This window comes from Microbacterium sp. B35-04 (genome assembly GCF_010634885.1).
Taxonomy (GTDB): Bacteria; Actinomycetota; Actinomycetes; order Actinomycetales; family Microbacteriaceae; genus Microbacterium.
In genome coordinates this window covers 132,173-157,921 of sequence record NZ_MWLP01000030.1, presented here as the reverse complement: position 1 = coordinate 157,921, position 25,749 = coordinate 132,173, and the positions used below count along the sequence as shown (strand labels likewise).

At 71.4% G+C, this 25,749-nt stretch carries 24 protein-coding genes and 1 tRNA gene; 9 read left to right on the top strand and 16 right to left on the bottom strand.

Translation table 11 applies throughout. From position 1 onward, the window contains the following. Positions 1-97: 97 nt before the first annotated feature. The 3 genes from B1729_RS08705 to B1729_RS08695 all read right to left on the bottom strand — a co-directional run bounded on the left by B1729_RS08705 (position 98) and on the right by B1729_RS08695 (position 2,909). A complete protein-coding gene (locus B1729_RS08705) occupies positions 98-919 on the bottom strand; it encodes an undecaprenyl-diphosphate phosphatase (protein ID WP_163617063.1) in 822 nt (273 codons plus the stop codon). Between the two features lie 56 nt (positions 920-975). Continuing rightward, complete coding sequence (locus B1729_RS08700; protein WP_163632058.1) at positions 976-2,277, bottom strand: M20/M25/M40 family metallo-hydrolase; 1,302 nt, start codon at positions 2,275-2,277, stop codon at positions 976-978. An 89-nt stretch (positions 2,278-2,366) separates the two neighbouring features. Further along, complete coding sequence (locus B1729_RS08695) at positions 2,367-2,909, bottom strand: small multidrug efflux protein (RefSeq protein ID WP_163632055.1); 543 nt, start codon at positions 2,907-2,909, stop codon at positions 2,367-2,369. Between the two features lie 177 nt (positions 2,910-3,086). Between B1729_RS08695 and B1729_RS08690 the strand changes: the two genes are divergently transcribed. Both B1729_RS08690 and B1729_RS08685 read left to right on the top strand, forming a co-directional pair. After that, the gene (locus tag B1729_RS08690) at positions 3,087-4,298 is read left to right on the top strand and encodes a histidine kinase (protein WP_163632052.1); all 1,212 of its coding nucleotides are present in this window, start codon (positions 3,087-3,089) and stop codon (positions 4,296-4,298) included. Then, positions 4,295-4,897, top strand: coding sequence for a response regulator transcription factor (locus tag B1729_RS08685; RefSeq protein WP_163617059.1), 603 nt, complete (start codon positions 4,295-4,297; stop codon positions 4,895-4,897). The genes B1729_RS08690 and B1729_RS08685 overlap by 4 nt, the downstream gene beginning before the upstream one ends. Positions 4,898-4,957: 60 nt before the next feature. Here the strand turns inward: B1729_RS08685 and B1729_RS08680 are convergent. From B1729_RS08680 to B1729_RS08670, 3 genes are all read right to left on the bottom strand, one after another. Further along, a tRNA-Leu gene (locus tag B1729_RS08680) sits at positions 4,958-5,042 on the bottom strand. Between the two features lie 81 nt (positions 5,043-5,123). After that, a complete protein-coding gene (locus tag B1729_RS08675) occupies positions 5,124-6,212 on the bottom strand; it encodes a VIT1/CCC1 family protein (protein ID WP_163617058.1) in 1,089 nt (362 codons plus the stop codon). A 125-nt stretch (positions 6,213-6,337) separates the two neighbouring features. Continuing rightward, on the bottom strand, positions 6,338-8,140 hold the full coding sequence (locus B1729_RS08670; protein WP_163632094.1) for a DEAD/DEAH box helicase: 1,803 nt from the start codon (positions 8,138-8,140) through the stop codon (positions 6,338-6,340). Positions 8,141-8,510: 370 nt separating this feature from the next. Between B1729_RS08670 and B1729_RS08665 the strand changes: the two genes are divergently transcribed. Then, the gene (locus B1729_RS08665) at positions 8,511-9,404 is read left to right on the top strand and encodes an SGNH/GDSL hydrolase family protein (protein WP_163617057.1); all 894 of its coding nucleotides are present in this window, start codon (positions 8,511-8,513) and stop codon (positions 9,402-9,404) included. Position 9,405: 1 nt separating this feature from the next. Continuing rightward, on the top strand, positions 9,406-10,095 hold the full coding sequence (locus B1729_RS08660) for an SDR family oxidoreductase (protein WP_163632049.1): 690 nt from the start codon (positions 9,406-9,408) through the stop codon (positions 10,093-10,095). A gap of 39 nt (positions 10,096-10,134) precedes the next feature. Here the strand turns inward: B1729_RS08660 and B1729_RS08655 are convergent, their stop codons facing one another. Beyond that, positions 10,135-10,935, bottom strand: coding sequence for an RNA methyltransferase (locus tag B1729_RS08655; RefSeq protein ID WP_163632046.1), 801 nt, complete (start codon positions 10,933-10,935; stop codon positions 10,135-10,137). Positions 10,936-11,212: 277 nt separating this feature from the next. Between B1729_RS08655 and B1729_RS08650 the strand changes: the two genes are divergently transcribed. The 3 genes from B1729_RS08650 to B1729_RS08640 are packed head-to-tail and all read left to right on the top strand — an operon-like array spanning position 11,213 to position 13,078. Continuing rightward, positions 11,213-12,058 carry a Sir2 family NAD-dependent protein deacetylase gene (locus tag B1729_RS08650; protein WP_163632091.1) on the top strand — a complete coding sequence of 282 codons (846 nt, stop codon included), beginning with the start codon at positions 11,213-11,215 and terminating at the stop codon, positions 12,056-12,058. Between the two features lie 23 nt (positions 12,059-12,081). Continuing rightward, positions 12,082-12,687, top strand: a complete 606-nt coding sequence (locus B1729_RS08645; protein ID WP_163632043.1) for a histidine phosphatase family protein — start codon at positions 12,082-12,084, stop codon at positions 12,685-12,687. 10 nt (positions 12,688-12,697) lie between these two features. Continuing rightward, complete coding sequence (locus B1729_RS08640) at positions 12,698-13,078, top strand: DUF1801 domain-containing protein (protein WP_163632040.1); 381 nt, start codon at positions 12,698-12,700, stop codon at positions 13,076-13,078. On the opposite strand, the gene B1729_RS08635 is transcribed toward B1729_RS08640, so the two are convergent. The 6 genes from B1729_RS08635 to B1729_RS08610 are packed head-to-tail and all read right to left on the bottom strand — an operon-like array spanning position 13,060 to position 19,463. Further along, entirely contained in the window at positions 13,060-13,257 is a 198-nt protein-coding gene (locus B1729_RS08635) for a hypothetical protein (RefSeq protein WP_163632037.1), read from the bottom strand. The two genes, B1729_RS08640 and B1729_RS08635, sit on opposite strands and share 19 nt — an antisense overlap. Next, entirely contained in the window at positions 13,254-14,063 is an 810-nt protein-coding gene (locus B1729_RS08630) for a CoA ester lyase (RefSeq protein WP_163617051.1), read from the bottom strand. The genes B1729_RS08635 and B1729_RS08630 overlap by 4 nt, the downstream gene beginning before the upstream one ends. Continuing rightward, a complete protein-coding gene (locus B1729_RS08625) occupies positions 14,060-14,557 on the bottom strand; it encodes a MaoC family dehydratase (protein ID WP_163632034.1) in 498 nt (165 codons plus the stop codon). The genes B1729_RS08630 and B1729_RS08625 overlap by 4 nt, the downstream gene beginning before the upstream one ends. A gap of 16 nt (positions 14,558-14,573) precedes the next feature. Then, on the bottom strand, positions 14,574-15,725 hold the full coding sequence (locus B1729_RS08620) for an acyl-CoA dehydrogenase family protein (RefSeq protein WP_163617049.1): 1,152 nt from the start codon (positions 15,723-15,725) through the stop codon (positions 14,574-14,576). Between the two features lie 13 nt (positions 15,726-15,738). Beyond that, positions 15,739-17,853 carry a biotin carboxylase N-terminal domain-containing protein gene (locus B1729_RS08615; protein ID WP_239539559.1) on the bottom strand — a complete coding sequence of 705 codons (2,115 nt, stop codon included), beginning with the start codon at positions 17,851-17,853 and terminating at the stop codon, positions 15,739-15,741. Positions 17,854-17,858: 5 nt separating this feature from the next. After that, on the bottom strand, positions 17,859-19,463 hold the full coding sequence (locus B1729_RS08610) for a carboxyl transferase domain-containing protein (protein ID WP_163632085.1): 1,605 nt from the start codon (positions 19,461-19,463) through the stop codon (positions 17,859-17,861). 156 nt (positions 19,464-19,619) lie between these two features. Between B1729_RS08610 and B1729_RS08605 the strand changes: the two genes are divergently transcribed. Then, the gene (locus B1729_RS08605; RefSeq protein WP_163617048.1) at positions 19,620-20,216 is read left to right on the top strand and encodes a TetR/AcrR family transcriptional regulator; all 597 of its coding nucleotides are present in this window, start codon (positions 19,620-19,622) and stop codon (positions 20,214-20,216) included. Positions 20,217-20,246: 30 nt separating this feature from the next. After that, on the top strand, positions 20,247-22,058 hold the full coding sequence (locus B1729_RS08600) for an alkaline phosphatase family protein (RefSeq protein ID WP_163632031.1): 1,812 nt from the start codon (positions 20,247-20,249) through the stop codon (positions 22,056-22,058). Positions 22,059-22,096: 38 nt separating this feature from the next. Here the strand turns inward: B1729_RS08600 and B1729_RS08595 are convergent, their stop codons facing one another. Genes B1729_RS08595 through pdhA form a run of 3 tightly spaced genes read right to left on the bottom strand, consistent with a single transcriptional unit; the run spans position 22,097 to position 25,649 of the window. Further along, positions 22,097-23,506 (bottom strand): dihydrolipoamide acetyltransferase family protein, encoded by a 1,410-nt coding sequence (locus tag B1729_RS08595; protein WP_163632029.1) that lies wholly within the window; start codon positions 23,504-23,506, stop codon positions 22,097-22,099. Further along, the gene (locus B1729_RS08590) at positions 23,506-24,516 is read right to left on the bottom strand and encodes an alpha-ketoacid dehydrogenase subunit beta (protein WP_163619527.1); all 1,011 of its coding nucleotides are present in this window, start codon (positions 24,514-24,516) and stop codon (positions 23,506-23,508) included. Before B1729_RS08590 ends, B1729_RS08595 begins: the two co-directional genes overlap by 1 nt. Positions 24,517-24,518: 2 nt before the next feature. Further along, positions 24,519-25,649, bottom strand: a complete 1,131-nt coding sequence (pdhA, locus tag B1729_RS08585; RefSeq protein ID WP_163632027.1) for a pyruvate dehydrogenase (acetyl-transferring) E1 component subunit alpha — start codon at positions 25,647-25,649, stop codon at positions 24,519-24,521. Positions 25,650-25,749 lie beyond the last annotated feature (100 nt).

Here is a 25,749-nt window from a genome sequence, read left to right as displayed (position 1 = left end):
GAGCTTGCGAGACGAAACGTCTTGATCCGACGCTGAACACCGGGTGCGGGCGTTTCGTCTCGCTCGTGCCTCGCTCGCTCAACGACCGAGATCGAAGTCACGGGTTGATGACGCCCATGCTCAGCAGCACCAGGAGGAGTGAGCCCAGCGCGACGCGGTACACCACGAACGGCAGGAAGCTGTGCTTGGAGATCCAGTTCATGAAGAACGCGATCACGCCGAGCGCGACGATGAACGCGATGCCCGTGGCGACCGCCGTCTCGCCGAGCGTGAACATCCCCGGCTCGCCGAGGCTCTTGAACAGCTGGAAGAAACCGCTGCCGAAGACGGCCGGGATCGCGAGCAGGAACGCGTACCGGGCGGCGGCTGCGCGCTCGTACCCCATGAAGAGCCCGGCGGTGATGGTGCCGCCAGAGCGCGATACGCCCGGAATGAGCGCGAGTGACTGCGCGAAGCCGTAGATCACGCCGTGGCCGATCGTGATGTCCTGGAGCTTGCGCTTCTTGGCGCCCACGTGATCGGCGATGCCGAGCAGCACGCCGAAGAAGATCAGCATGCCCGCGGTGATCCAGAGCGACCGCAGCACGGTCTCGATCTGATCCTGGAAGAGCAGGCCCAGCACGACGATCGGGATCGAGCCGATGATGATGAGCCAGCCGAGCTTCGCGTCGGGGTCGTTACGCGGGATGCGGCCGACCAGCGCTCGGAACCAGTGCCCGATGATCCGCACGATGTCGCGCCAGAAGAACACCACGACCGCCGCCTCGGTGCCGATCTGCGTGATCGCGGTGAACGCGGCACCGGGATCCTGCGCCGACGGCAGGAACTCGCCGAGGATGCGCAGATGCGCGCTCGACGAGATCGGCAGGAACTCGGTCAGTCCCTGGACGAAGCCGAGGATGATCGCTTCGAGGAGCATGGACGCCTTTCAGCCGGGCATGGCGGATGCCGCGAGCCGCGGCATCCGTCGGATGTTCAGTAGGTGCGGAGCAGGTCGGTGAGCACGGCCTGGCCGAACACCAACGCGTCGATCGGCACGCGCTCGTCCACGCCGTGGAACATGCCCGTGAAGTCGAGGTCGGCCGGCAGGCGCAGCGGTGCGAAGCCATACCCGGCGATGCCGAGCGTCGCGAGCGCCTTGTTGTCGGTTCCGCCGCCCATGAGGTACGGCACGACCGGTGCTCCGGGATCGTGGCGGCCGAGCGCGGCGACCATGGCGTCGACGAGGTCTCCCGAGAACGGCACCTCGAGGCCGATGTCCTGGTGGACCACCTCCACGTCCACGCCGTCGCCGACGATGCGGCGGATGTCGGCCAGGGCCACTTCCTCGGTGCCCGGCAGCACGCGCACGTCGATGAGCGCCTCGGCGCGGTCGGGGATGACGTTGTGCTTGTAGCCGGCGACGAGGCCGGTCGGATTGGTCGTGGTGCGCAGCGTCGAGCGGAGGAATCCGGATGCCGCGCCCGTGGCAGCGGCGACCGCGTCCGGGTCGTCCGGAGCCAGTCCCGTGAGCTCAGCCAGGCGCTCGGTCATCTCGCGGGTGGTGTCGGTGAGCGTCACCGGCCATGCGGTGCGTCCGAGCGCCGCGACAGCCTCGGCGAGCCGCGTCACCGCGTTGTCGGAGTGGAAGCTGGAGCCGTGGGCGGCACGGCCCCGCGCGACGAGCCGGATCCACACCAGCGCCTTCTCCCCCACCTGGAGGAGGTACGCGTGGCGATCGCCGAGCGGGATGGAGTACCCGCCGACCTCGCTGATGGCCTCGGTCGCCCCCGTGAACCAGTCCGGGCGGTGCTCGACGACGAGCGCGGAGCCTTCGACGCCGCCGTTCTCCTCGTCGGCGAAGAACGCCAGCACGAGGTCGCGCTCGGGCTGTTCGCCGGCGCGGAGGAGGTCGGCGACCGACGTGAGGATCATGGCGTCCATGTCCTTCATGTCGACGGCGCCGCGGCCCCACAGCATCCCGTCCCGGATGACGCCCTCGAACGGGTCGACGCTCCAGTCCTCGGCGATCGCGGGGACGACGTCCAGGTGGCCGTGCAGCACGAGGGCAGGCTTGTCGCGGTTCTGGCCGGGCACCCGCGCCATCACGTTGGTGCGACGCGGGATCGGCTCGTAGAACTCGGGCTGCAGACCGAGGTCCGACAGATAGGCGCCGACGTACTCGGCTGCCTCCCGCTCGCCCGCGGCGCGGCCGCCACCATGGTTCGTCGTGTCGAAGCGGATGAGATCCCGTGCCACCGAAGCGACTTCGGGGAGGCCGAGATCGGGAGAAGGCATGCGGACAAACCTACCGGACCGCGCGTGACGGACGCGTTTCGAGGCGGTCGCCTGCGGCGCCGCCTCGAAACCACGCCACGTCTCGCCGATCAGTGGACGACGTACATCGCGCCGCCCACGACGAAGGTCAGCAGGGTCGTCCACGCGACGATGGCCAGGCCCTGCCAGAAGAGGATGCGTGCGGTCTTCACGCCCGCGCCGGCGAGCATCGTCGCCGTGAACTGCGTGGGCAGCAGCAGCGGTCCGAGCAGGCTGACGCCGGGGACGCCGTACCGCTCGAAAGCCCGCTGGAACTTGGCCCTGCGCGCCGACCCGCGCTCGTCGCCGACCTCCGGCGACGAGACCTCGGCGACGTCACCTCCGCCTGCGGCGACGAGGCGGCGCGTGCGAGTGCGTGTGACGACCGCCGAGCGCGTCCGCGCCGTCAGCAGGACGAGCACGGTGACGCACACGAAGTTGCCGATGATGCCGGCCGCGGCGGCGATCGCCGGGTGGATGCCGCCGATGATTCCGATCACGGCCGCGCCCTCGCCCTCGATGAAGGGGACAGCGCCTGCCGCGGCGACGATGAGCGGCTGGACGAGGTCGGGCACCTGGGCGACGAGGTCCTGGAAGGTGTCGACGAGACTCATGACGTGCTCCTGATGGTAGATGCGGGCCGATCCTGATGGCGACGGTGCCCGGCGTCCTCCGTCGCAAGACCAGTCCATCGGCGCACCGCCGGTGCGGGAAGTGCCGCGGTGTCACCGCCTTCCGTGCGGTTCGCACGCGCCGTGGGTGACATGTGTCATGGATCTATGGTGGGACCCATGAGCACCTCCCCCGCGCTGGCTGCGGACACCGAGACGGCGGCGCAGCGGCGCGGAAGGCTGCGCTTGTCGCGCGGAATCACCGCGACCTGGTGGTACACCGTCTCTGCGGTCGTGTTCCTCGAGTTGATGATCGTGGTGGTCTGGACGGCGGCGCTCGCCGAAGCGGGTCGCAGCACCGCGGCCGTCGCGACGGTCGGCCTCGGCGGCCTCCTGTGGTGGGTCTCGACCTTCCTGCTCATGCGCGACTACCGGCAGCGCACCGAGCACGAGCAGTTCGTTCCCCGGCCGCTGGTCCTCGTGTCCCTCGTGGTCGCCGCGTGCTTCGGCCTCATCGCCGGGCTCGTGTCGGGGCTCTGGCTGTTGGGCGTCGTCCCCCTCGTCCAGACATCGATGTTCCTCAACTGGCCGTCGGGGGTGCGGCTGCGCGTGGTGATCGCCGCGACCGCCCTGCTCGTCGTGCTGTGGTTCATCGACGGCCGCCTGGTCGATCCTCCCGACGCGGGATCGACCTGGCCGCTGCTCGGTTTCTTCTCCGTGTCGCTTCCGGGCATGACGGTACTCACGCTGTGGTGGTGGGACGTCCTCATGACGGTCGATCGCGCCCGCGCCTCCGAATCCCGCCTCGCAGCCACGCAGGAACGCCTGCGCGTGGCCACCGACGTCCATGACCTGCAGGGTCACCACCTGCAGGTCATCGCCCTTCAGCTGGAGCTCGCCGAGCGCCTCATGCCGAACGATCCCGATGCGGCTCTCACTCAGCTGCAGGCGGCTCGGCGCAGTGTCGACGAGGCGCGCCAGGGCACCCGAGACCTCGCCCTGCGCTTCCGCTCGGTGCCGCTGCCGGATGAGATCGCGAACGCCGCCGATCTGCTGCGTGCCGCGGGCACATCGGTGCAGGTGACGGTGGATGCCGACGCAGACCGGGCTCCGGCATCCGTTCTCGGTCCTGTCATCCGTGAGACCACCACCAACGCGCTGCGCCACGGCGGCGGCCGGTGGGCGCGCCTCTCGCTCACGCGCGAGACGGACGCCTGGCGTTACGAGATCGAGAACGACTCCGCGGATGCGCTGCCGAGCGCCGACGGCGCGGGGCTGGAGGGGATCGGTCGTCGCGTCGAGGACGGCGGCGGGTCGGTCGAGACACGGCGCGGCGCGCAGGAGTTCGCCGTCGTGGTGCGCGTCCCCGTCTCGCCGGAGGAGACGCGGTGATCCGGGTGCTCCTCGCGGACGACGAGGCGATGATCCGCTCCGCGCTGGCCGCCCTGCTGCGCCTCGAGGCCGACATCGACGTCGTCGCGGAGTGCGCCGACGGAGAGGAGGCTCTCGCCTCGGCCCTGCGCCTCTCCCCCGATGTCTGCCTTCTCGACCTCGAGATGCCCGGCCTCGACGGCGTGGAGGTCGCCGCGCGGGTGACCCGCGCCGGCGCCACGCGCTGCATCGTGGTGACGCGGCATGCGCGCCCCGGTGTGCTGCGGCGGGCACTCGCATCAGGCGTGTCGGGATTCCTCCCCAAGTCGCGGGGGGCCGACGAAGTGGCGGCGGTCATCCGACGTGTCGCGGCGGGCGGACGCTATGTCGACCCCGAGGTCGCCGCCGATGCACTGAGCGACGAACGCTCCCCGCTGACGGATCGCGAGCTCGACGTTCTTCGCGCCGGGCGCCGCGGCGAGACCACCGGGCAGATCGCGCGCACGCTCTCGCTCGCGCCCGGAACCGTGCGCAACCACGTGTCGGCGGTACTGAGCAAGCTCGGCGTGAGCACACGTCAGCAGGCGGTCCTGCACGCCGAGGAGCGCGGCTGGATCTGAACCCCGCCAGCGTGTCCCCGCAACGAAGAAGGCCCCCTTTCGGGGGCCTTCTTCGTTCTGTGCGCGAGGGGGGACTTGAACCCCCACGCCCTTTACGGGCACTAGCACCTCAAGCTAGCGCGTCTACCTATTCCGCCACCCGCGCAGGTGATTTCCGGTTTCGCAACCGAGGAATGACATTACCACGTCACCCGACGTTCAACGAATCGCGGGCCGCTCGGGCGCGTCACCCCATCGAGACGCCGAACAGCAGCCCGAGGGCGTATGTCACGGCGGCCGCGCCGAAGCCGATCGCGAGCTGACGCAGGGCGCGGCGCAGCGGCGGACCGCCGGAGAGGACCCCCACTGCGGCCCCCGTCGACATGAGCGCGATCCCGACGAGGACCAGCGCGAGAACAACGGCGGTGATGCCCGAGAGCCCGAAGATCCAGGGCAGCACCGGGATGATCGCGCCGGAGGCGAAGAACAGGAAGCTCGACAGCGCGGCGGCCCAGGCGCTGCCGACCACTTCGCCATGATCGGCGACGGCGATCGGCCCGGTGTCGGCGCGGCCTTTCCCCGCCGTCCGTGCCGCTTCGACGACGCGCCGTGCGCGAGCGGATGCCTCGGCCTCCGGCATCCCGCGCGTCCGGTACACGAGCGCCAGCTCGTTGGCGTCGATGTCGAGGTGCGGGATCCCGCTGTCGGCGAAGTCGCTCGGCTCGGTGGCCGTCAGCAGCTCACGTTGCGACCGCACCGAGACGAACTCCCCCGCCCCCATCGACAGGGCGCCCGCCAGAAGGCCGGCGATGCCGCTGAACAGCACGAACTGGCTCGACACGCCGGTCGCCCCGATGCCCATGACGAGGGCGAGATTGGACACCAGCCCGTCGTTCGCGCCGAAGACCGCGGCCCGGAAAGTGCCCGACAGGCGGCGTCGCCCGCGCGCCGCGAGGCCGCGCACGACCTCGTGGTGCACCTTCTCGTCGGCAGCCATCGTGGCCGTGGCATACGGCTCGTCGTCGTAGGGCGAGCGCGCCTCGGCGTTCTGGGCGAGGGCGAGCACGAAGATCGACCCGAAGCTCTTCGCCATCGAGCCGAGCAGTCGGGTGCGCACGTCGGGCCGCGGTAGCCGGGCAGGCTCTGCACCCAGCAGCGCGAGCCAGTGCGCCTCGTGCCGTCCCTCGGCCTCGGCGAGGGCGAGGAGGATCTCCCGCTCCTCGCCGGTGCGGCGGCCGGCGAGCTCGCGGTAGACGCGCGCCTCGGCCCGCTCGTTCACGAGGTAGGTCGCCCAGCGGCGTCGATCGCGGTCGGTGGGTGCGGGGGGCGTGCTCACTCGAGCCTCCAGTCGGCGGTGCGGGACCCGTCAACGCTAGTCATCGCGCGCAGCCCGACCCCCGCGAAACCGGGGATTGCCAGCATTTCGGGGATCCGAACAGCCGGGTACGCGTCCGTGGCGCGTCAGGAGTGCACGCGCTTGCGGAGCACGTCGATGCGCGACTGCAGCTGGGCGACCGTGGCGTGCGACACGGCGGGACCGCCGCAGATGCGGCGGAGCTCGGCGTGCACCAGCCCGTGCGGCTCGCCCGCCTGGCGGGCATAGAGCCCGACCAGGCTGTTCAGCAGCTGCCGCTGCTCTTTGAGCGTCCGGTGCAGGGCCTGCGGCAGGGCGGGCTCCGCGTCCGCGGGTGCGGATGCCTCGTGGGCCTCGCGGACGTGGCGGTGGCGCGTCTGCCTCGACTGGCGCTGCATGAGCAGCTCGTGCACGTGCTCGGGCTCGAGCAAGCCGGGGATGCCGAGGAACTCCTCCTCCTCCGGCGTGCCGGGAACGGCGAGCTGACCGAACTCCTTGCCGTCGAACAGCACGCGGTCGAAGTGCGCGCGCGAGCCGAGCGCCTGGTACGTGAACTCCTCGGTGAGCGCGTCCGACGCCTTGTCTTCGCGCTCGGCCGCATCCATCAGGTCTTCTTCGGCGTTCCACTCGTCCTCGCCGTCGGAGTCGCGGTCGAGCGCGTGATCGCGGTGCCGCTCCATCTCGTTGGCGAGCGCGAGCAGCTGCGGCACGTTCGGCAGGAACACGCTCGCCGTCTCGCCGCGTCGGCGGGCGCGCACGAAGCGGCCGATGGCCTGGGCGAAGAACAGCGGCGTCGACGCGCTCGTCGCGTAGACGCCCACCGCGAGGCGCGGCACATCCACCCCTTCCGACACCATCCGCACCGCGACCATCCACCGGCTCGTCGACGCGGAGAACTCCTCGATGCGGCTCGACGCCTCGGCCTCGTCCGACAGCACGACGGTCGGAGTCTCGCCGCTGATCTCCTTCAGGATCGCGGCATAGGCCCGCGCGGCCGTCTGATCGGTCGCGATCACGAGCCCGCCGGCATCCGGAACGTGTTCGCGCACCTCGGTGAGGCGCCGGTCGGCGGACCGCAGCACCGCGGGAATCCAGTCGCCCTCCGGGTCGAGCGCGGTGCGCCACGCCTGCGAGGTGATGTCCTTCGTGTTGTCCTGACCGAGATGCGCCTCCATCTCGTCGCCGGTCTTGGTGCGCCAGCGCATGTGGCCGGCGTACACGAGGAAGATCACGGGGCGGACCACGCCGTCTTCGAGCGCGCGCTTGTACCCGTACGCGTAGTCGCTGCGCGAGACCCGGATCCCCTTCGGGTCGGGGTGGTACTCGACGAACGGGATCGGGGCGGTGTCGCTGCGGAACGGCGTTCCACTGAGGAGCAGCCGGCGCGTCGCCCGCGCGTACGCCTCGCGCAGCGCGTCGCCCCAGCTCAGCGCGTCACCGCCGTGGTGCACCTCGTCGAGGATCACGAGGGTGCGCGCATCCATCGTGAGGCGTTGATGGACGGATGCCTTCACCGCGACCTGCGCGTAGGTCACGGCGACGCCGTGGTACTGGCGGGCCGGGGCGACGTGCCGGTTGCTGAACGCGGGATCGAGGCGGATGCCGACGCGGGCCGCGGCATCCGCCCACTGTGTCTTGAGGTGCTCGGTGGGGGCGACCACGACGACGCGGTTCACGATGCGGCGCCGGAGGAGCTCGCTCGCCAGGCGGAGGGCGAACGTCGTCTTGCCGGCGCCCGGGGTCGCCGCCGCGAGGAAGTCGCGCGGACCGCCGCCGGGCCCGTCGGGGCCATCCATCCCGAAGTACAGGTCGAGCGCTTCGGCCTGCCACGCGCGCAGGCGCTGCGCCGTGCCCCACGGCGCGCGCTGGGGATACGTGGGCGACAGGTGCTCCGCCGCGAAGCTGCCGATATGGGGCTCGGCGGTGTGGGGCTCGGCGGTGTGGGGCTCGGCGGTGCGGGGCTCGGCCGTGTCGGGCTCGGCGATGCGGGGCTCAGCAGTGCGCGATGCGGTCAGGTCGTGCGTCGGCGGTTCGGTGAGCGCGGGCGGCGATTCGACCGCCGTTTCGTCCGTCACCGAATGCACCTCCCCCGTAGACAACGAGTCACCACGATAGACGACCCGGACGACATCAGGGTGCCGACCCCCGGGTGGCGGCCCGGCTCCCGGCGTGGGTTGCCCGCCACGCCCCGGGCGGCGGGCGCAGGAGCCGTCGAACCGTCGGACGTCCGCTGTGCGCGATACCCTGGGCACCGGCCGCGAGCCGAGGAACGGACGACGGATGCCGACGACAGAAGATGCCCCCACGCCCAACTACGCCGACAACGCGGGGCCGCACCCGTGGCGGCGCTACGTCGCCATCGGCGACTCGTTCACCGAGGGCGTCGGCGACCCGGAGCCGGCGGCGCCGAACGGTCTCCGCGGGTGGGCCGACCGCGTGGCGGAGGTGCTGTCGGAGCAGGTCGACGACTTCGCGTACGCGAACCTGGCGATCCGCGGGCGCCTCATCGGCCAGATCGTGCAGGAGCAGATCGAGCCGGCGATCGCGCTCAAGCCCGATCTCGTGACGTTCTCGGCGGGCGGCAACGACGTCATCCGTCCCAACGGCGATCCCGACAAGGCAGCGCAGCTGTTCGAGGACGCGGTCGTGCGGCTCTCGCGCGACGGTGCGACGGTCGTGGTCTTCACCGGCATCGACACCGCATTCACACCGGTGTTCCGCGGCATCCGCGGCAAGGTCGCGATCTACAACGAGAACATCCGCTCGATCGCCGACAGGTACGACTGCATCGTCGCCGACCAGTGGGCGCTCAAAGAAGTGCAGGACATGCGCTTCTTCGACGACGACCGCCTGCACTACAACTCGCTCGGTCACCACGAGGTCGCGCGAATGGTGCTGCGCGCGCTCAACGTCCCCAACGACCTGCAGCCGATGCAGCCCGGCCCGCTCCCGATCCGCACGTGGCGCGAGGCGCGCGCCGTCGACCTGGTGTGGGCGCGCGCGCATCTGGTGCCCTGGGTGCTTCGTCGCCTCCGTCACCAGTCCTCGGGCGACACCGTCACCGCCAAGCGCCCTGACCCGTTGCCGGTCACGACCCTGACGTCCCCGCCTGACGCCGCTTCCCTCCCCTCGCTCAGCCCAGGGGCAGCCGCCTCCCGCGACGAGGAGGACTGACATGGCGACGCATCTCATCACCGGAGCGGGCTCCGGCATCGGCGCCGCGCTCGCAGACCGTCTCGCCGAGCGCGGCGACGACCTGTGGCTCCTCGCACGCGACGCCGGGCGGGCCGCGCAGCTGCGCGAGCGGTTCCCCGGGGCACAGACGCTGGCGGGCGATCTGGCCGACCCCGCGCGGCTGTCTTGGGCGTTCAGCCATCAGAGCACCCCTGCCCGGCTCGACTCGCTCATCCACGTCGCCGGCGTCGTCGAACTCGGCGCCGTCGCCGAGACGCCCGTCGCCACGTGGCAGCAGCAGCTCGCCGTGAACGCCATCGCCCCTGCCGAGCTCACCCGTCTCTTGATCCACGCGCTGCGGATCTCGCGCGGTCAGGTGATCTTCGTCAACTCCGGCGCCGGTCTTCGCGTGAGCCCCGAGTGGGGCTCGTACGCCGCGAGCAAGTTCGCGGTGCGCGCCATTGCCGACGCGCTGCGCGAGGAGGAGCGCGCGAACGGCATCCGCGTGACGACGGTGTACCCGGGGCGCACGGCGACTCCGATGCAGGAGAAGGTGCACCAGCAGGAGGGGGCGGACTACGACGCCTCCCGCTGGATCGACCCCGCCTCGGTCGCGACGACGATCCTTGCGGCGCTCGATCTGCCGCGCGACGCCGAACTCACCGAGGTGACCGTCCGCCCCGGCGTGTGAGCGCCCCGCGTCTGCTCGCCTCGGCCGAGGGGCGCCGGCTCAGCGAGCGCGGAGCTCCCACAGCGCCACCGCGCTCGCCGCCGCGACGTTGAGCGAGTCGACGCCGCCGGCCATCGGAACCGTCACCACCGTGTCGGCGGCCTCGAGGGCCTTCCGGGAGAGGCCGTCGCCCTCGGCCCCGAGGATGAGGGCGACACGCTCGGGCCGGCGGGCGCTGAACGCGTCGAGCGGGACCGCACCGTCGGCGAGAGCGAGGGCCGCGAGCTCGAAGCCGGCGTCATGCAGCGCGCCGCGCGCCTCACTCCACTCGGGCAGACGCGTCCAGGGCACCTGGAACACCGTGCCCATGCTCACCCGCACGCTCCGCCGGTACAGCGGATCGGCGCACCGGGGGCTGACGAGCACGGCGTCGGCGCCGAGTCCTGCCGCCGCGCGGAAGATCGCGCCGACGTTGGTGTGATCGACGATGTCCTCCAGCACGACGACGAGCCGGGCCCCTGCCACGACCTCGGCCACGGCGGGCAGCACCGGCCGATGCATCGCCGCGAGGGCGCCGCGGTGCACGGCATACCCCGTCAGCGCCTCGGCGATGTCGGGGGTGACGACGTACACCGGCACGGGGTCCGTCACGAGTTCCTCGATGTCGGCGAGCCATTTCTCCTGCACGAGCACCGACCGGGGGCGGTGCCCGGCCGCGATCGCCCGCGCGATGACCTTGGCCGACTCGGCGATGTACAGGCCGCCCTCGGGCTCGAGCACGCGCCGAAGGGCGACATCCGTGAGATCGCGATAGTCCGCGAGCCGGTCGTCGGCGGGGTCGGTGATCTTGGTCGCGCGCATCGCGTCCTATCGTCGCATGGGGGCGACGAGACTCATCCGGCGAGGCCGACCGCCGTCCAGCCCGTGCGGTGATCGAGAAGGCGACGTCGCCGAGACCGGCGACGGCGAGCGGCACGACAAGGGGCGCGGAGAATCGCCCCAGGAAGCGCGCGTACTCCTCGGCGCTGGCGCCCTGGAAGCTGCCCCCGCGCTCATCCTGGCACGCAGTGCGCCGGCGTAACATCCCCGAAAACCTCGGGGCCTACACTGACCCCGAAGGGGGTGCACAGTGACGACGATCGCGACCGGATTCGACGCCCGTGCGACGGATGCCGTCGCCGAGGCGATCGCCACGCTCGCCGGCCGCCGGATCGCGGTGCTCACGGGTGCGGGCGTCTCCACCGATTCCGGGATCCCCGACTACCGCGGAGAGGGCGCGCCCGTGCGCACCCCGATGACCGCGGAGCAGTTCCTCTCGAGCGACGCGTCGCGACGGCGGTACTGGGTGGGCAGCCACCTCGGCTGGAAGGCGTTCGCGGCGGCGGAGCCGAACGGCGGGCATCGCGCGCTCGCCGACCTCGAGGCGCGTGGCCTCGCCACCGGGGTCATCACGCAGAACGTCGACGGCCTCCACGTGCGCGCAGGCAGCCGGCGCGTGGTCGAGCTCCACGGCACGATGCGCCGCGTCTTCTGCACCCACTGCGGTCAGGTGTTCGACCGGCGTGATCTCGCACGTCGCGTCGAAGACGACAATCCGTGGATCCGGGTGCCGGAGAACGTCCCGCTCGGCCCCGACGGCGATGTGCTCCCCGAGAGCACCGACGGCTTCCGCATCCCGTCCTGCAGCATCTGCGGCGGGATGCTGAAACCCGACGTCGTGTTCTTCGGCGAGTTCATCCCCGCCGAGAAGTTCCGCGAGGCCGAGCAGCTCGTGCACACCAGCGAGGCGCTCATCGTGGCGGGGTCGTCGCTCGTCGTCAACTCGGGCATCCGCCTCCTCGAGCGCGCGCGACGTCGCCGCCTCCCCGTCATCATCGTGAACCGCGGCGCGACGCGCGCCGACGCCCGCGCGACGGTCAAGATCGACGCCGGCACGAGCGAGGTGCTCCGCGCGCTCGCCGACCGGCTGCCGGAGCTCGCCTGATCCTGCCCGGGTAGGCTCGGAGGGTGACCGCCCTGATCCTGATCCGCCACGGCGAGACCGACTGGAACCGCGACCGGCGCATTCAGGGCGCGACGGACATCCCCCTCAACGACACCGGGCGCGCCCAGGCGCGGGCGACCGCCGCGCTGCTCCGCGATCGCCTCGACCCTGGCGTCCCTGCCACGATCGTGTCGAGCGATCTCGCGAGGGCCCGCGAGACGGCCGAGATCATCGCCGCCGACCTGGGCCTGGCCGCTCCGCGGGCGTACCGCGGGCTCCGGGAGCGCTCGTACGGCGAGGCCGAAGGCGTCGGCCTCGACGAGTTCCGCGAGCGGTGGGGCGACTCGTACACCGCCGAGGTGCCCGGCGCGGAGCCGTGGACCGACCTGCGCACGCGCGGGATCGCCGCGCTCGGCCGCGCCGTGCGGGATCACCGCCGCGCGACCGCACCCGCCGCGTCATCGTTGATCGTGGTCAGCCACGGCGCGCTCATCCGCGAGATGATCCGCCACGCCACCGCCGACGAACTGCCTCCTGCCGGCGAGCGGCTCCTCAACGGATCCGCCCACGACTTCGTCTACGAGCGCGATCACCTCCGGCTCGTCGCGTACGCCGGGCTCATCGCCTAGGCTCGGCGCCATGGCCGCTCCCGCCACCGTCGACGAGTACATCGAGGGCTTCCCGCCCGACGTCTCGGCACGACTGGCCCGCATCCGCACGGAGATCGTCGACGCCGTCACGGCGGCATCCGGCAGCAGGCCTGAAGAGAAGATGCGCTACGGCATCGCCGCCATCATGCTCGGCGGCCGCTATGCGCTGCATTTCGCCGGCTGGAAGAAGCACATCGGCCTGTACCCCGTGCCGCGCCTCCCGGAGCCGATGGAGTCCGAGATCGCCCCCTACCGCGCCGAGAAGGATTCGGTCGTCTTCCCGCACGCGAAGGACATCCCGTACGACCTCATCGGCCGTGTGGCACGCGAGGTCGCCGACGAGCGGGTGCGTCAGTCCGCGAAGGACTGACCGCGGGCGGCGAGCTCCTCGTCGAGGATCCGGATCGCCTTGGGACCGACGCCGTGGATCGCCAGCATCTCCGCGCGCGAGCGGGCGCCGAGCTGGTCGTACCGGGTGATGCCGTGAAGGGCGAGCTCTCGTCGCGCGACCTTGCCGAGGCGCGGGGTGAGCTCGGATTCGGCGCTCATGAGTCGGCGCGGGCCAGCACGCCGCGCGCGTGCCGCAGCACCGGCTCGTCGACCATGCGCCCGTCGTACGAGAACACGCCTCGTTCGCGCTCGGCGGCCGAGAGCACCGCGCGCGCCCACGCCACCGTCTTCTCATCGGGACGGTACGCGGAGCGGATGACCGGCACCTGGCTCGGATGGATGCAGGCGGTGGCACGGAATCCGGATGCCGCGGCATCCGCTGCCTCGATGGCCAGGCGCTTCACGTCGTCGATGTCGAGGTGCACGGCATCGATCGCCGCCTTGCCGCGTGCGCCCGCCGCCAGCAGCACGCGCGACCGTGCGTAGCGCGCGATGTCGCGATAGCGGCCGTTGGGCTTACGGCTGGACGTGCCGCCCAGGCTCGCCACGAGGTCTTCGGCACCCCACATCATGGCGACGACGTTGTCGAGCGCAGCGATGCGGTCGGCCTGGGCGACGCCCTTCGCGGTCTCGCAGAGGGCGACGACCTCGAAGCGCGCATCGATGCGGGCGATCCGCTTGGGCGACTCGGACTTGGCCACCATGATGCGCCGGTAGTCGGTCTGCGAAAGAGTCGCCATGTCGGCGATGAACGCATCCGTCTCCGGCGGGTTCACCCGCACGACGACGCGCGCGGGGTCGAGCTCCGATTCGATGAGGTGGCCGCGTGCCGCCGTCTTGTCGCCGGGTGCGACGGCGTCCTCCAGGTCGAGGATGACGGCGTCGGCGCGATCGAAGGCCTTGGCGTAGCGCTCGGGACGGTCGGCCGGGCAGAACAGCAGTGCGGGGCCGAGGTCGAAGCTCATGGGGTCCTCTCCGGGGTCGACGGCGCGCACCACATCAGGGCGGTCCGCGTGGCGACGGCGACGATCTCGTCGCGCTGGTTGCGGCCGGTGTGGCGCAGGGTGACGATGCCCTGCCCCGGCCGCGATGCCGACAGCCGCTTGTCGACGACCTCGGTCTCGGTGTAGAGCGTGTCGCCGTGGAACAGCGGTGCGGGGAACGAGATGTCGGAGAGCCCGAGCTGGGCGACCAGCGTGCCCTGCGTGATCTGCGAGACGGATGCCCCGACCATCGTCGCGAGCGTCCACATCGAGTTCATGAGGCGCTGACCGAACGGCTGGGACTCGGAGAACGCGGCATCCAGGTGGAGGGCCTGCGTGTTCATGGTCAGCGACGAGAACAGCACATTGTCGGCCTCGGTGGCCGTTCGGCCGGGGCGATGCAGGTAGCGGGCGCCCAGCTCGAGCTCGTCGTAGTACAGGCCGCGTTGGATGATCGCCCGCGTCTCTTCGGTCACGCCTGTCACGCTACCCTCACGCCACTCCGAGCGCCCGCGCGATCACGAGCAGCTGCACCTCGTTCGTGCCCTCGCCGATCTCGAGGATCTTCGAGTCGCGGTAGTGACGCGCGACCGGGTACTCGTTCATGAACCCGTTGCCCCCGAACACCTGGGTCGCGTCGCGGGCGTTGTCCATCGCGGCGTCGCTCGCCGTGAGCTTGGCGATCGCGGCCTCCGTCTTGAACGGCTTGCCGGCGTCGCGCAACCGGGCCGCGTGGTGCCAGGCCAGGCGCGCGTTGTGCACGCGCAGCTGCATGCGCGCGAGCAGGAACTGGATGCCCTGTCGCGTCGCCAGCGCGTCGCCGAACACCGTGCGCTTCTTGGCGTAGTCGACGGCGGCCTCCAGGCATCCTTCCGCGGCACCGGTCGACAGCGCGGCGATGGCGATGCGTCCCTCGTCGAGGATGTGCAGGAAGTTCGCGAAGCCGCGACCGCGCTCGCCGAGGAGGTTCCCCTCGGGCACCCGCGCGTCCTGGAAGGTCAGCGGGTGCGTGTCGGAGGCGTGCCAGCCGACCTTGTCGTAGCCGGGCTCCACGGTGAACCCCGGAGTCCCGGACGGCACGATGATCGTCGAGATCTGCTTGCGGCCGTCCTGCTCCCCCGTGACCGCCGTCACGGTCACGAACCGGGTGATGGACGTGCCCGAATTGGTGATGAACTGCTTCGAGCCGTTGATCACCCACTCCCCGCCCTCCAGCATCGCCGTGGTGCGGGTCGCGCCCGCGTCGGAGCCCGCCTCCGGCTCGGTCAGCCCGAAGCCGGCGAGCCCACGGCCCGCCAGCAGATCGGGCAGCAGCGCCTGCTTCTGCTCCTCGGTGCCGAAGCGGAACACCGGCATGGCGCCGAGACTCACGCCGGCCTCGAGCGTGATCGCGAGGGACTGATCGACGCGGCCGAGCGCCTCGATCGCGAGGCAGAGGGCGAAGTAGTCGCCACCCTGCCCGCCGTACTCCTCGGGGAACGGCAGGCCGAACAGGCCCAGCTCCCCCATCTGGGCGACGACGTCCATCGGCAGCGTCTTCGTGCGGTCGGCCTCGTAGGCCTGCGGCGCGACGACCTGGTCGGCGAAGTCGCGCACCATGCGGGCGAGCTCTCGCTCGTCGTCGGTCAGGTTGGAGTGGTCCATGGGTTCCTCGGTTTCAGGAGGGGGTGTCGGATGCCTCGTGGGCGGGTTCTGCGGCGGTGACGTGCGCGAGCACCTGGTCGCGGCGCACCTGGTCACCGGTCGAGACGTCGAGGCGCAGGACGCCCGCGTGGGGGGCGACGACGGGGTGCTCCATCTTCATGGCCTCGATGGTCACGATGCGGTCGCCGCAAGCGACGGTCGCGCCGTCGGCGACGTGGAGCGCGACGACCGCGCCAGGCATCGGGGCACGCAGCTCGGGATCGGTGGCGGCGGCATCGCGCTCACGTGCGGCGAGGCGCTTCTCCATCGCCTGGCGACGGGTGAGGGGGCGAAGCCGGTGAGTCGCGGCGTCGGCGTGCACCCAGATCCACCCCGTCGGATCTGTCGCCACCGTCACGCCGGGGACGGTGGCGTACCCCGTCGAGGCGGCGTGCGACGGCACGCGGTGCGCGGCGTCGGCGCCGGCACCCTCCGGCGACGCGCTCACCCGCCGCGGATCCATGGCGGAGAACGACGCGGGGCCGAGGTCGGGAGCGGAGACGGCGACCACGGCACCACTCTCCTCCTCGATCGCGACCGTTCGGCCGGTTGGTGCGCTTCCCGCGCGCCAACCGGTGCCGGCGAGCCACAGCGGGCCGGCCGCCGATCGGACCGGCTCCGCGCCCCGCACGCGAGCGAGCTCCCCCGCCACGGCTGCCGCGGCGAGCGCCGCCTCACCCGGCATCGGGGCCGCGTACGCGGGCAGGCGGTCGATGAGTCCGGTGTCCATGTCACCGGCGCGGACGCCGGGATCGGCCAGCAGCGCTCGCAGGAATCCGAGGTTGCTGTCGACGCCGAGGAGCACGGTCTCGGCGAGCGCGGCGTCCAGCCGCGCGATCGCCTCGGTGCGGTCGCCGCCGTGGGCGATGACCTTGGCGATCATCGGGTCGTAGTCGGACGACACGACGCTGCCCGATTGGACCGCGGCATCCGTCCGCACCCCGCGGGGCTCACGCCACACGAGCACGTCGCCGGTCGCCGGCAGGAAGCCGCGCTCGGGACTCTCCGCGTACACGCGGGCCTCGATCGCGTGCCCGTCGAGGCGGATGTCGTCCTGCGCGAGCGCGAGCGGGCGGCCCGCGGCGACCAGGAGCTGCTGCTCGACGAGGTCGACGCCGGTCACGAGCTCGGTCACCGGGTGCTCGACCTGCAGGCGCGTGTTCATCTCGATGAAGAAGAACTCGTCGGGGCGGTCGCCCGCCACGAGGAACTCGACGGTGCCGGCGCCCCGGTAGTCCACGCTGGCGGCAGCCGCGCAGGCAGCGGCTCCGAGGCGCGCGCGGGTGGCGGCATCCACCACCGGCGAAGGCGCTTCCTCGATGACCTTCTGATGCCGGCGCTGCAGCGTGCACTCGCGCTCGCCGAGATGGATGACGGTGCCGTGCGCGTCCGCGAGCACCTGCACCTCGATGTGACGCGGGCGCTCGATGAGACGCTCCAGCAGCAGCGTGTCGTCGCCGAATGCCGCGGCGGCCACCCGCCGGGCCGTGGCCAGCGCCTCCGGCAGCTCGGTCGCCGCGCGCACCACCTGCATGCCCTTGCCACCCCCGCCCGCTGAAGGCTTGACCAGCAGCGGGTACCCCGCCTCGCCCGCCGCCGCGGCGATGTCGGCGTCGGTCATCGCAGTGCCGTCGTCTCTCAGGGCGCTGAAGCCGGGGACGGTCGGCACGTCGTGCGCGGTGACGTGCTCCTTCGCGCGGATCTTGTCGCCCATCACGTCGAGGGCGCGCTCCCCCGGACCGATGAACACGATCCCGGCGTCGGCGCAGGCGCGCGCGAAACCCGCGTTCTCGGAGAGGAACCCGTAGCCGGGATGGATCGCCTCGGCACCCGTCTCGCAGGCGGCGGCGATCACCGCGGCGATGTCGAGATAGGACGCGGATGCCGCAGCCGGCCCGATCCGCACCGCGACGTCGGCCTCGCGCACGTGCGGCGCGTCGGCGTCCGCATCGCTGTAGACGGCGACCGAGCGGATGCCGAGCCGCCGCAGCGTGCGGATCACCCGGCGTGCGATCTCGCCGCGATTGGCGACCAGCACGGTCGAGAAGGGCGGGCCGTCGGCAGGCTCGATGGTCGGGGCAGGAGTCACGGGGATCACATCCGGAAGACGCCGAAGCGCGGTTCGGGCAGCGGTGTGCGCGAGACGACGTCCAGCGCGAGTCCGAGCAGGTCGCGGGTGTCGAGCGGGTCCACGACGCCGTCGTCCCAGAGCCGGGCGGTGGCGTAGTAAGGGCTCCCCTGCTCCTCGTACTGGGCACGGATCGGCGCCTCGAACGCCGCCTGGTCCGCCTGCGACCAGTCCTCGCCGCGGGCCTCCAGCTGGTCGCGCTTGACGGTCGAGAGCACCGAGGCGGCCTGGTTCCCGCCCATCACCGAAATGCGGCTCGCGGGCCAGGTCCACAGGAACCGCGGCGAGTACGCCCGGCCGCACATCGAGTAGTTGCCGGCGCCGAATGAGCCGCCGATCACGACGGTGAGCTTCGGGACGCGCGTGGTGGCGACGGCTGTGACCATCTTGGCGCCGTCCTTCGCGATACCGCCGGCCTCGGCATCCCGTCCCACCATGAAGCCGGAGATGTTCTGCAGGAACAGCAGCGGCGTGCCGCGCTGGTCGCAGAGCTCGATGAAGTGCGCGCCCTTCTGCGCCGACTCGCTGAACAGCACCCCGTTGTTGGCGACGATGCCGACGGGATGCCCGTGGAGGCGGGCGAAGCCGGTGACCAGCGTGTCGCCGTACTCGCGCTTGAACTCGTGGAACTCGCTGCTGTCGACGAGGCGCGCGATGACCTCGCGCACGTCGTAGGGCTGGTTGACGTCGACGGGGACGACCCCGTACAGGTCGGACGGGTCGACCGCGGGCGGCACGCTCGGCACGACGTCCCATGCGGGCGCGGCCGGCAGCGGCAGGGTGGCGACGATGTCGCGGACGATCTCGAGGGCGTGCTCGTCGTCCTCGGCGAGGTGGTCCACGACGCCGGAGCGGCGGGCGTGCAGCTCTCCCCCGCCGAGCTCCTCGGCGGTGACGACCTCGCCGATCGCGGCTTTGACGAGCGGCGGGCCGCCCAGGAAGATGGTGCCCTGGCCCCGGACGATGACCGTCTCGTCGCTCATAGCCGGGACGTACGCACCGCCGGCGGTGCAGGAACCCAGGACCGCGGCGATCTGCGGGACGCCGGCGGCCGAGAGCCGTGCCTGGTTGAAGAAGATGCGCCCGAAGTGGTCGCGGTCGGGGAAGACCTCGTCCTGCATCGGCAGGAACGCGCCGCCCGAGTCGACGAGATAGACGCACGGCAGGCGGTTCTCGAACGCGATCTCCTGCGCGCGGAGGTGCTTCTTCACGGTGAGCGGATAGTACGTGCCGCCCTTGACCGTCGCGTCGTTGCACACCACCATCACCTGGCGTCCGTGGACCAGCCCGATGCCCGCGATGACACCGGCCGCCGGCGCGTCCCCGCCGTACAGACCCTCCGCGGCGAGGGGCGCGACCTCGAGGAACGGGCTCCCCTCGTCGAGCAGCCGCGCGACACGGTCACGCGGCAGCAGCTTGCCGCGGGCGACGTGGCGCTCGCGTGAGGCCGCGGGCCCGCCGAGGGATGCCGCGGCCAGCCGCTCGCGGAGCGCTTGTGCCAGCTCCTGCTGGGCGGCATGCGCCCGTGCGAAGGCGTCGTCGCGCACCGCCGCGGTGCTCAGCACGCTCATCTGCGCCTCCCGTGTCATCTGCGTCGACGTCACGATCGGATCACGCCCGTTGTCGGAACGCGATCGGATTGGTTAGTGTTCACTAACTGAGGTTCAGGTTAGCGATCCTTAACTGAAATGACAAGCCCTGACGGAACCGACAAGCGGAGTACGGAAATGACGAACGCCGGCACCGACCGCGACCGCGCGAAGGCGGACCGCCACGCCGCCATCCTCCGTGAGGCGGCCACCCTGTTCGCCGAGCGCGGGTTCAGCGGCGTCAGCCTCGAAGACATCGGCGGCGCCGTCGGCGTGAGCGGGCCCGCCCTCTACCGTCACTTCGCCAACAAGCAGGCGCTGCTGGGTGCCATCCTCCTCGAGGTGAGCGAGCGGCTGCTGGCGGGCGGACGGGCCGTGCTGTCCTCGCTCGACCAGCCGGCCGATCAGCTCGAGGCCATCATCGCGTTCCACGTCGAGTTCGCTCTCCGTGACGCCGACGTCATCCGGGTCCAGGATCGCGATCTGGCCAGCCTCAGCGACGACGACCGGCACACGGTGCGGCGCCTCCAGCGCGAATACGTCGAGGTGTGGATCGGCATCCTCTCCACCATCCATCCGGACCGCGATGACGACGATCTGCGCGTGCGCGCGCACGCGTGCTTCGGGCTCATCAACTCGACGCCCCACACCGTGCACGCGTCACGCTCGCGCCCCGGCGAACGCGACCTGCGCGGCATCCTCCACTCGATGGCCCACGCCTCGCTGACCGCCTGACCCGCCCGCGTGCCCTAATCTGGACCCACCATGGCGGGGGATGGCCACACGGACGACGCGCAGCCGGCGGCTCACGGCGAGGCGAGCGACGTCGCACGCCGGCACTCCGACGGCATCGACAGCTCGCGGCGCGACTTCCTGAAGCTCGGCGGCATCGCGACGGCCGGGCTCGTGGTCGGTGGAGCGGTCGGAGCGGCGGCAGGCGCCGCCATCGGGCATGAGCTCGGTGTGCGCGAGGGTTCGCTCGACCTGGCCGCCATGCCCGCGCGCTCCGAACCCGGCTTCGATCATGTGGTCGTCGTGATGGGCGAGAACCGCTCGTTCGACAACCTGCTCGGGTGGCTCTACACGCCCGACACCGTCCCCGACGGCGAGACGTTCGACGGGCTCGCTTTCGGCGATTACGCCAACTCGGCGCCCGGCGGCGAGCGCATCGCCGCACACACCTACAGCGGCCCCACCGATGAGGTGATGGGCCGCCCGAACCCGGATCCCGGCGAGGAGTTCCCCCACGTCAACACGCAGCTGTTCGACACCGTGACGCCCGCGACCAATGCGACCAGTCAGGTCGGCGACATGGCGGCGCCCTTCAACGCACCGCCCGCCGGCACCGTCCCGACGATGGATGGCTTCGTCCGCGACTACTGGAACAACGTCGAGCGGCTGCGTCGCGGGAAGGCGCCGACGCTGGAGGAGGCCTCCCACATCATGGGCGGCTTCTCGCCCGAGCAGTTGCCGGTGCTCTCCACTCTCGCGAAGGGCTTCGCGGTCTTCGACGCCTGGTTCGCCGCTGTGCCCTCGCAGACCTACTGCAACCGGTCCTTCTTCCACGCCTCCACGTCGCACGGATTCGTCACGAACAAGCACGGCGGCGGCTACGACAAATGGCTGGACGCGCCTGCGGCGCCCACGATCTTCAACCGCCTCGAAGAGGCCGGGATCCCGTGGAAGGTGTACTTCGACGAGATGCAGCTCGTCTCGCTCACCGGCATGATGCACGCGCCGGCTGTCGAGCAGTACTGGCGCACCGGCCGCTTCGGCCACATGTCGGAGTTCTTCGACGATGCCGCCGCAGGCCGGCTGCCCGCGTACGCGTTCATCGAGCCGCGGATGGTCTACAACCACAACGACTTCCACCCGCCCTTCGGCGTGTACCGCGAGAGCGAGGTCGACGGCGCGCCGGTGCTCGATTCCGCCGTCTCGGATGTGCGCGCCGGCGAGAAGCTCGTCGCCGACGTCTACAACGCCGTCAGGGCCAGCACCACGCCGGACGGCTCGAACGCGCTGAACACGCTCCTGCTGATCACGTTCGACGAGCACGGGGGCACGTACGACCACGTCCCTCCCCCGGTCGCCGTGCCGCCCGTCGCCGACGACGCACCCGGTGAGATGGGCTTCACGTTCGAACGCCTGGGCGTGCGCGTTCCCGCGATCGCCGTTTCGGCGTACACGCGCAGCGGCACCATCGTGCACGACGAGATGCACCACGGCGCCGTGATCGCGACCCTCGCACGTCTGCACGGCCTGCGCCCGCTCACGCGCCGCGACGCGACCGCCCGCGACCTGTTCTCGGTGGTCAACCTCGACGTCCCGCGAGACCCGTCCACCTGGCCGCTCGTGCACCCGATGTATGTGCCGCCCAATCCGCACGAGGACGAGCGCATCGACCTCCGTGACGGCGCGCACCAGGCCAAGCCGCTCAGTCCTCCCGGGCGCGGGCTGCTGGGCCTCCTGCTCGCGCGGTACGGACCGCCGGACGCACCGGAGCCCGAGTCGTACGCCGAGGCGTACGACGTGCTCCAGCAGCACGGCCTCGGTCTCTTCTACCCGAAGAGGAGCTGACCGGCCGACCCCCAAGGTGCCGGCCGGTCAGTGGCCTGCTAGCGCAGCAGCATCGCCCGCCCGGGCTCGCGGAGGATGTCGGCGACGTCGACCAGGAAGCGGGAGCCCTGCTCCCCGTCGACCAGTCGATGGTCGAACGACAGCGCGAGCGTCATCACGTCGCGCAGGGCGATCTCACCGCGGTGCTCCCAGGGCTGGCGTCGTACCGCGCCGATCGCGAGGATGCCGGCCTCCCCCGGGTTGATGATCGGCGTGCCGGCGTCGACGCCGAACACGCCGACGTTGGTGATCGAGAATGTCCCGCCCATCATGTCGGCCGGGGCCGTCTTGCCGGCGCGCGCGGTCTCGGCGAGACCGCGGATGGCGTCGGCCAGCTCCACCAGGTTCAGCTCCTGTGCGTCGCGGATGTTGGGCACGACCAGCCCGCGCCCCGTAGCCGCGGCGATGCCGAGGTTCACATAATGGTGCTCGACGATCTCGCCGGCGTCTTCGTCCCACTTCGAGTTGAGGCCGGGGTGGCGCGCCAGCGCCAGGCACACGGCCTTCGCGGCGACGGCCATGACGCCGATCCGGTGGTCCTGCAGCTGGCGGTCGGCTCGCAGCGAGGCGATGAGCTCGCTCGTCGCGGTGACGTCGACCGTCAGGAAGGTCGTGACGTGCGGCGCCGTGAAGGCGCTGCGCACCATCGCCTCCGCCGTCATGCGCCGGACACCGCGGATCGGCGTGCGGGTCGTGCGCTCGCCTGCGCTGTCCGGTGCGGGCAGCTCGAACCGCTCGACCGGCTCACGCGACTCGGAGTCGACCACCGGGGCGGCGACCGCTCCCACCCGCTCGGCGTACGCCTCGACGTCGGCGCGGGTGATCACGCCGGACGCGCCGGATGCCTCGACGAGGGCGAGATCAACGCCCAGCTGTTTCGCGAACTTGCGCACCGGCGGCGTCGACCGCGGACGTTCGAGCGGACGCTCCACGACATCGGCGAACTGGATCGCGTCGTGCGGCGCGGCTTCCAGTACCGCGGTGTCGGCTGCCGGCGCAGGGGACGCGGCGACGCGGGCGCGACGCTGCGGCCGCCCGGTTCCGCGCGGCGCGGCGCCGTAGCCGACCAGGTTCGGCTCCGATGCCGTGGCCGGCGGTGCGGGCGCGCTCGCGGCGGTGTCGGGAGCGGATGCCTCGACCGATGCGGCCGGTGAGGGCGTGGGGGCCGTTCCCCCCGTATCGAAGGAGATCAGCACCGAGCCCACGGCGATGACATCGCCGGCCTCGGCGTGCAGCGCCGTGACCGTGCCCGCATACGGAGAGGGCAGCTCGACGACGGCCTTGGCCGTCTCGACCTCGGCGATCGTCTGGTTGAGTGCGACGGTGTCGCCCACGGCGACCTGCCACTGCACGAGCTCGGCCTCGGGAAGCCCTTCGCCGAGGTCGGGGAGGTGGAAGTCCTGCGCCATCAGTCGAGCACCCCGCTCAGGCTGTTCGGCCGGTCCATGACGCGATCGACGGCGTCGAGGATGCGGTCGAGATCGGGCAGGTGGTGCTTCTCGAGCTTCGCGGGCGGGTACGGGATGTCGTGCCCCGTGACGCGCTGCGGCGCAGCCTCCAGGTAGTTGAAGCAGCGCTCGGTCACGCTGGCGATGAGCTCGGCGCCGACGCCCGCCTCGCGGGCCGCCTCGTGGGTGACGACGACGCGGCCGGTCTTGCGGACGGATGCCGTGACGGTGCGGTAGTCGACCGGCGAGATCGATCGCAGGTCGATGACCTCGATCGACACGCCGTCGTCCTCGGCGGCGGTGGCGGCATCCATGGCGGTCGCGACCTGCGAGCCGTAGGTCAGGAGCGTCACGTCGCTTCCCTCGCGGGCGACGCGCGCCAGACCCATCGGCGGCGCGTCCGCCAGCGCCACGTCGAGGTCGACCTCGCCCTTGGAGTGGTAGAGGCGCTTCGGCTCGAAGTACACCACGGGGTCGTTCGAGGCGATGGCCTGCCGCAGCATGATGTACGCGTCCTGCGGGTTCGAGACCGCGATCACGCGGAGCCCCGACGTGTGGACGAAGTAGGCCTCCGGAGACTCGGAGTGGTGCTCGGCCGCGCCGACGCCGCCCGCCCACGGGATGCGGATGGTGATCGGCATCGTCACGTTGCCGCGCGTGCGGTAGTGGAGCTTGGCCACCTGGCACACGATCTGGTCGAACGCGGGGTAGACGAAGCCGTCGAACTGGATCTCGACGACGGGCCGGTACCCGCGGAAGGCGAGCCCGACCGCGGTGCCCATGATGCCCGCCTCGGCGAGCGGCGTGTCGACCACGCGCTGGGCTCCGAACTCATCGAGCAGCCCGTCGGTGATGCGGAACACGCCGCCGAGCTTGCCGATGTCCTCGCCCATGACGAGCACCTTCGGGTCGTCGGCCATGGCGCGGCGGAGTCCCTCGTTGATGGCCTTCGCCATCGTGAGCTGCACCATCGTCACACCCCCTCGGTCGCGGGAGCGAATCCGTCGAGGTAGGCGCCGAACCACGCGCGCTGCTCCTCGAGACCGGAGTGCGGCTCGGCGTAGACGTTGTCGAGCACGGTCAGCGGCGCGCGGGTCGTGGCGGTCATCGCGGCCTCGCGGACGCCGGAGGCCAGCGCATCGGCATCCGCCTCGACGGTGGCGACGAAGGCCTCGTCGAACTCGCCACGCGCGCGCAGCAGCGCTTCAAGGCGGGCGATCGGGTCGCGGCGGCGCCACTTCTCGACCTCTTCCTTGTCGCGGTAGCGCGTGGGGTCGTCCGAGGTCGTGTGCGGGCCCATGCGGTACGTGACCGCCTCGATGAAGGCCGGCCCGTTGCCGCGGCGCGCGTTGTCGAGCGCCCAGCGCATCGCGGCGAAGCAGGCGAGCACGTCGTTGCCGTCCACGCGCATGCTCGGGATGCCGAAGCCCGGCGCCCGCCCGGCGATGGGGAACTTCGCCTGCACGGAGACGGGTTCGGAGATCGCCCACTGGTTGTTGGTGCACATGAAGACGACCGGTGCGCCGAAGGAGGCGGCGAAGACCATCGCCTCGTTCACGTCGCCCTGGCTGGACGCGCCGTCGCCGAAGTACGCGACCGAGACCTGGTCGCCGCCGTCCCGCTGCACGCCCATCGCGTAGCCGACCGCGTGCAGCGCCTGCGCGCCGATGATGATCTGCTGCGTCGCGGTGTTGATGTCGTACGGGTTGTAGGTGGAGTGCTCCTCGCCGCGCCACGCGAGCACGAAGTCCGAGGGCTTGCCGCCGCGCGCGTAGACCACGCCCGTCTCGCGGTAGCTCGGGAACGCGAAGTCGTCGGCACGCAGCGCGCGCGCCGTGCCGATCTGGGTCGCCTCCTGCCCCTGGCAGGGCGGCCACAGGCCGAGCTGGCCCTGTCGTTGCAGGGCGACGCCCTCGGTGTCGATGCGTCGCAGGAGCACCATGTCGCGATACAGGCCGCGCAGCGTCGCGGCGTCGACGTCGGCGACCCAGCGATCGAGCTCGGGGTCGGCGATGCGCTCGCCGTCAGGCGTCAGCAGTCGCGCGACATCGTCGATGTCGGTGGCGAGATCCGCTGTCGGTGTCAGGGTGTGCGTCATCGTCATCACTCCTCGTTGCGGGCCCCCTCGTGAGGAGCCGCTTCGCGTGCGCCGGCTTCGTCGCCGACTACGTCGAGGCTACGTCCGTATCGCACCTCGCTCAAGC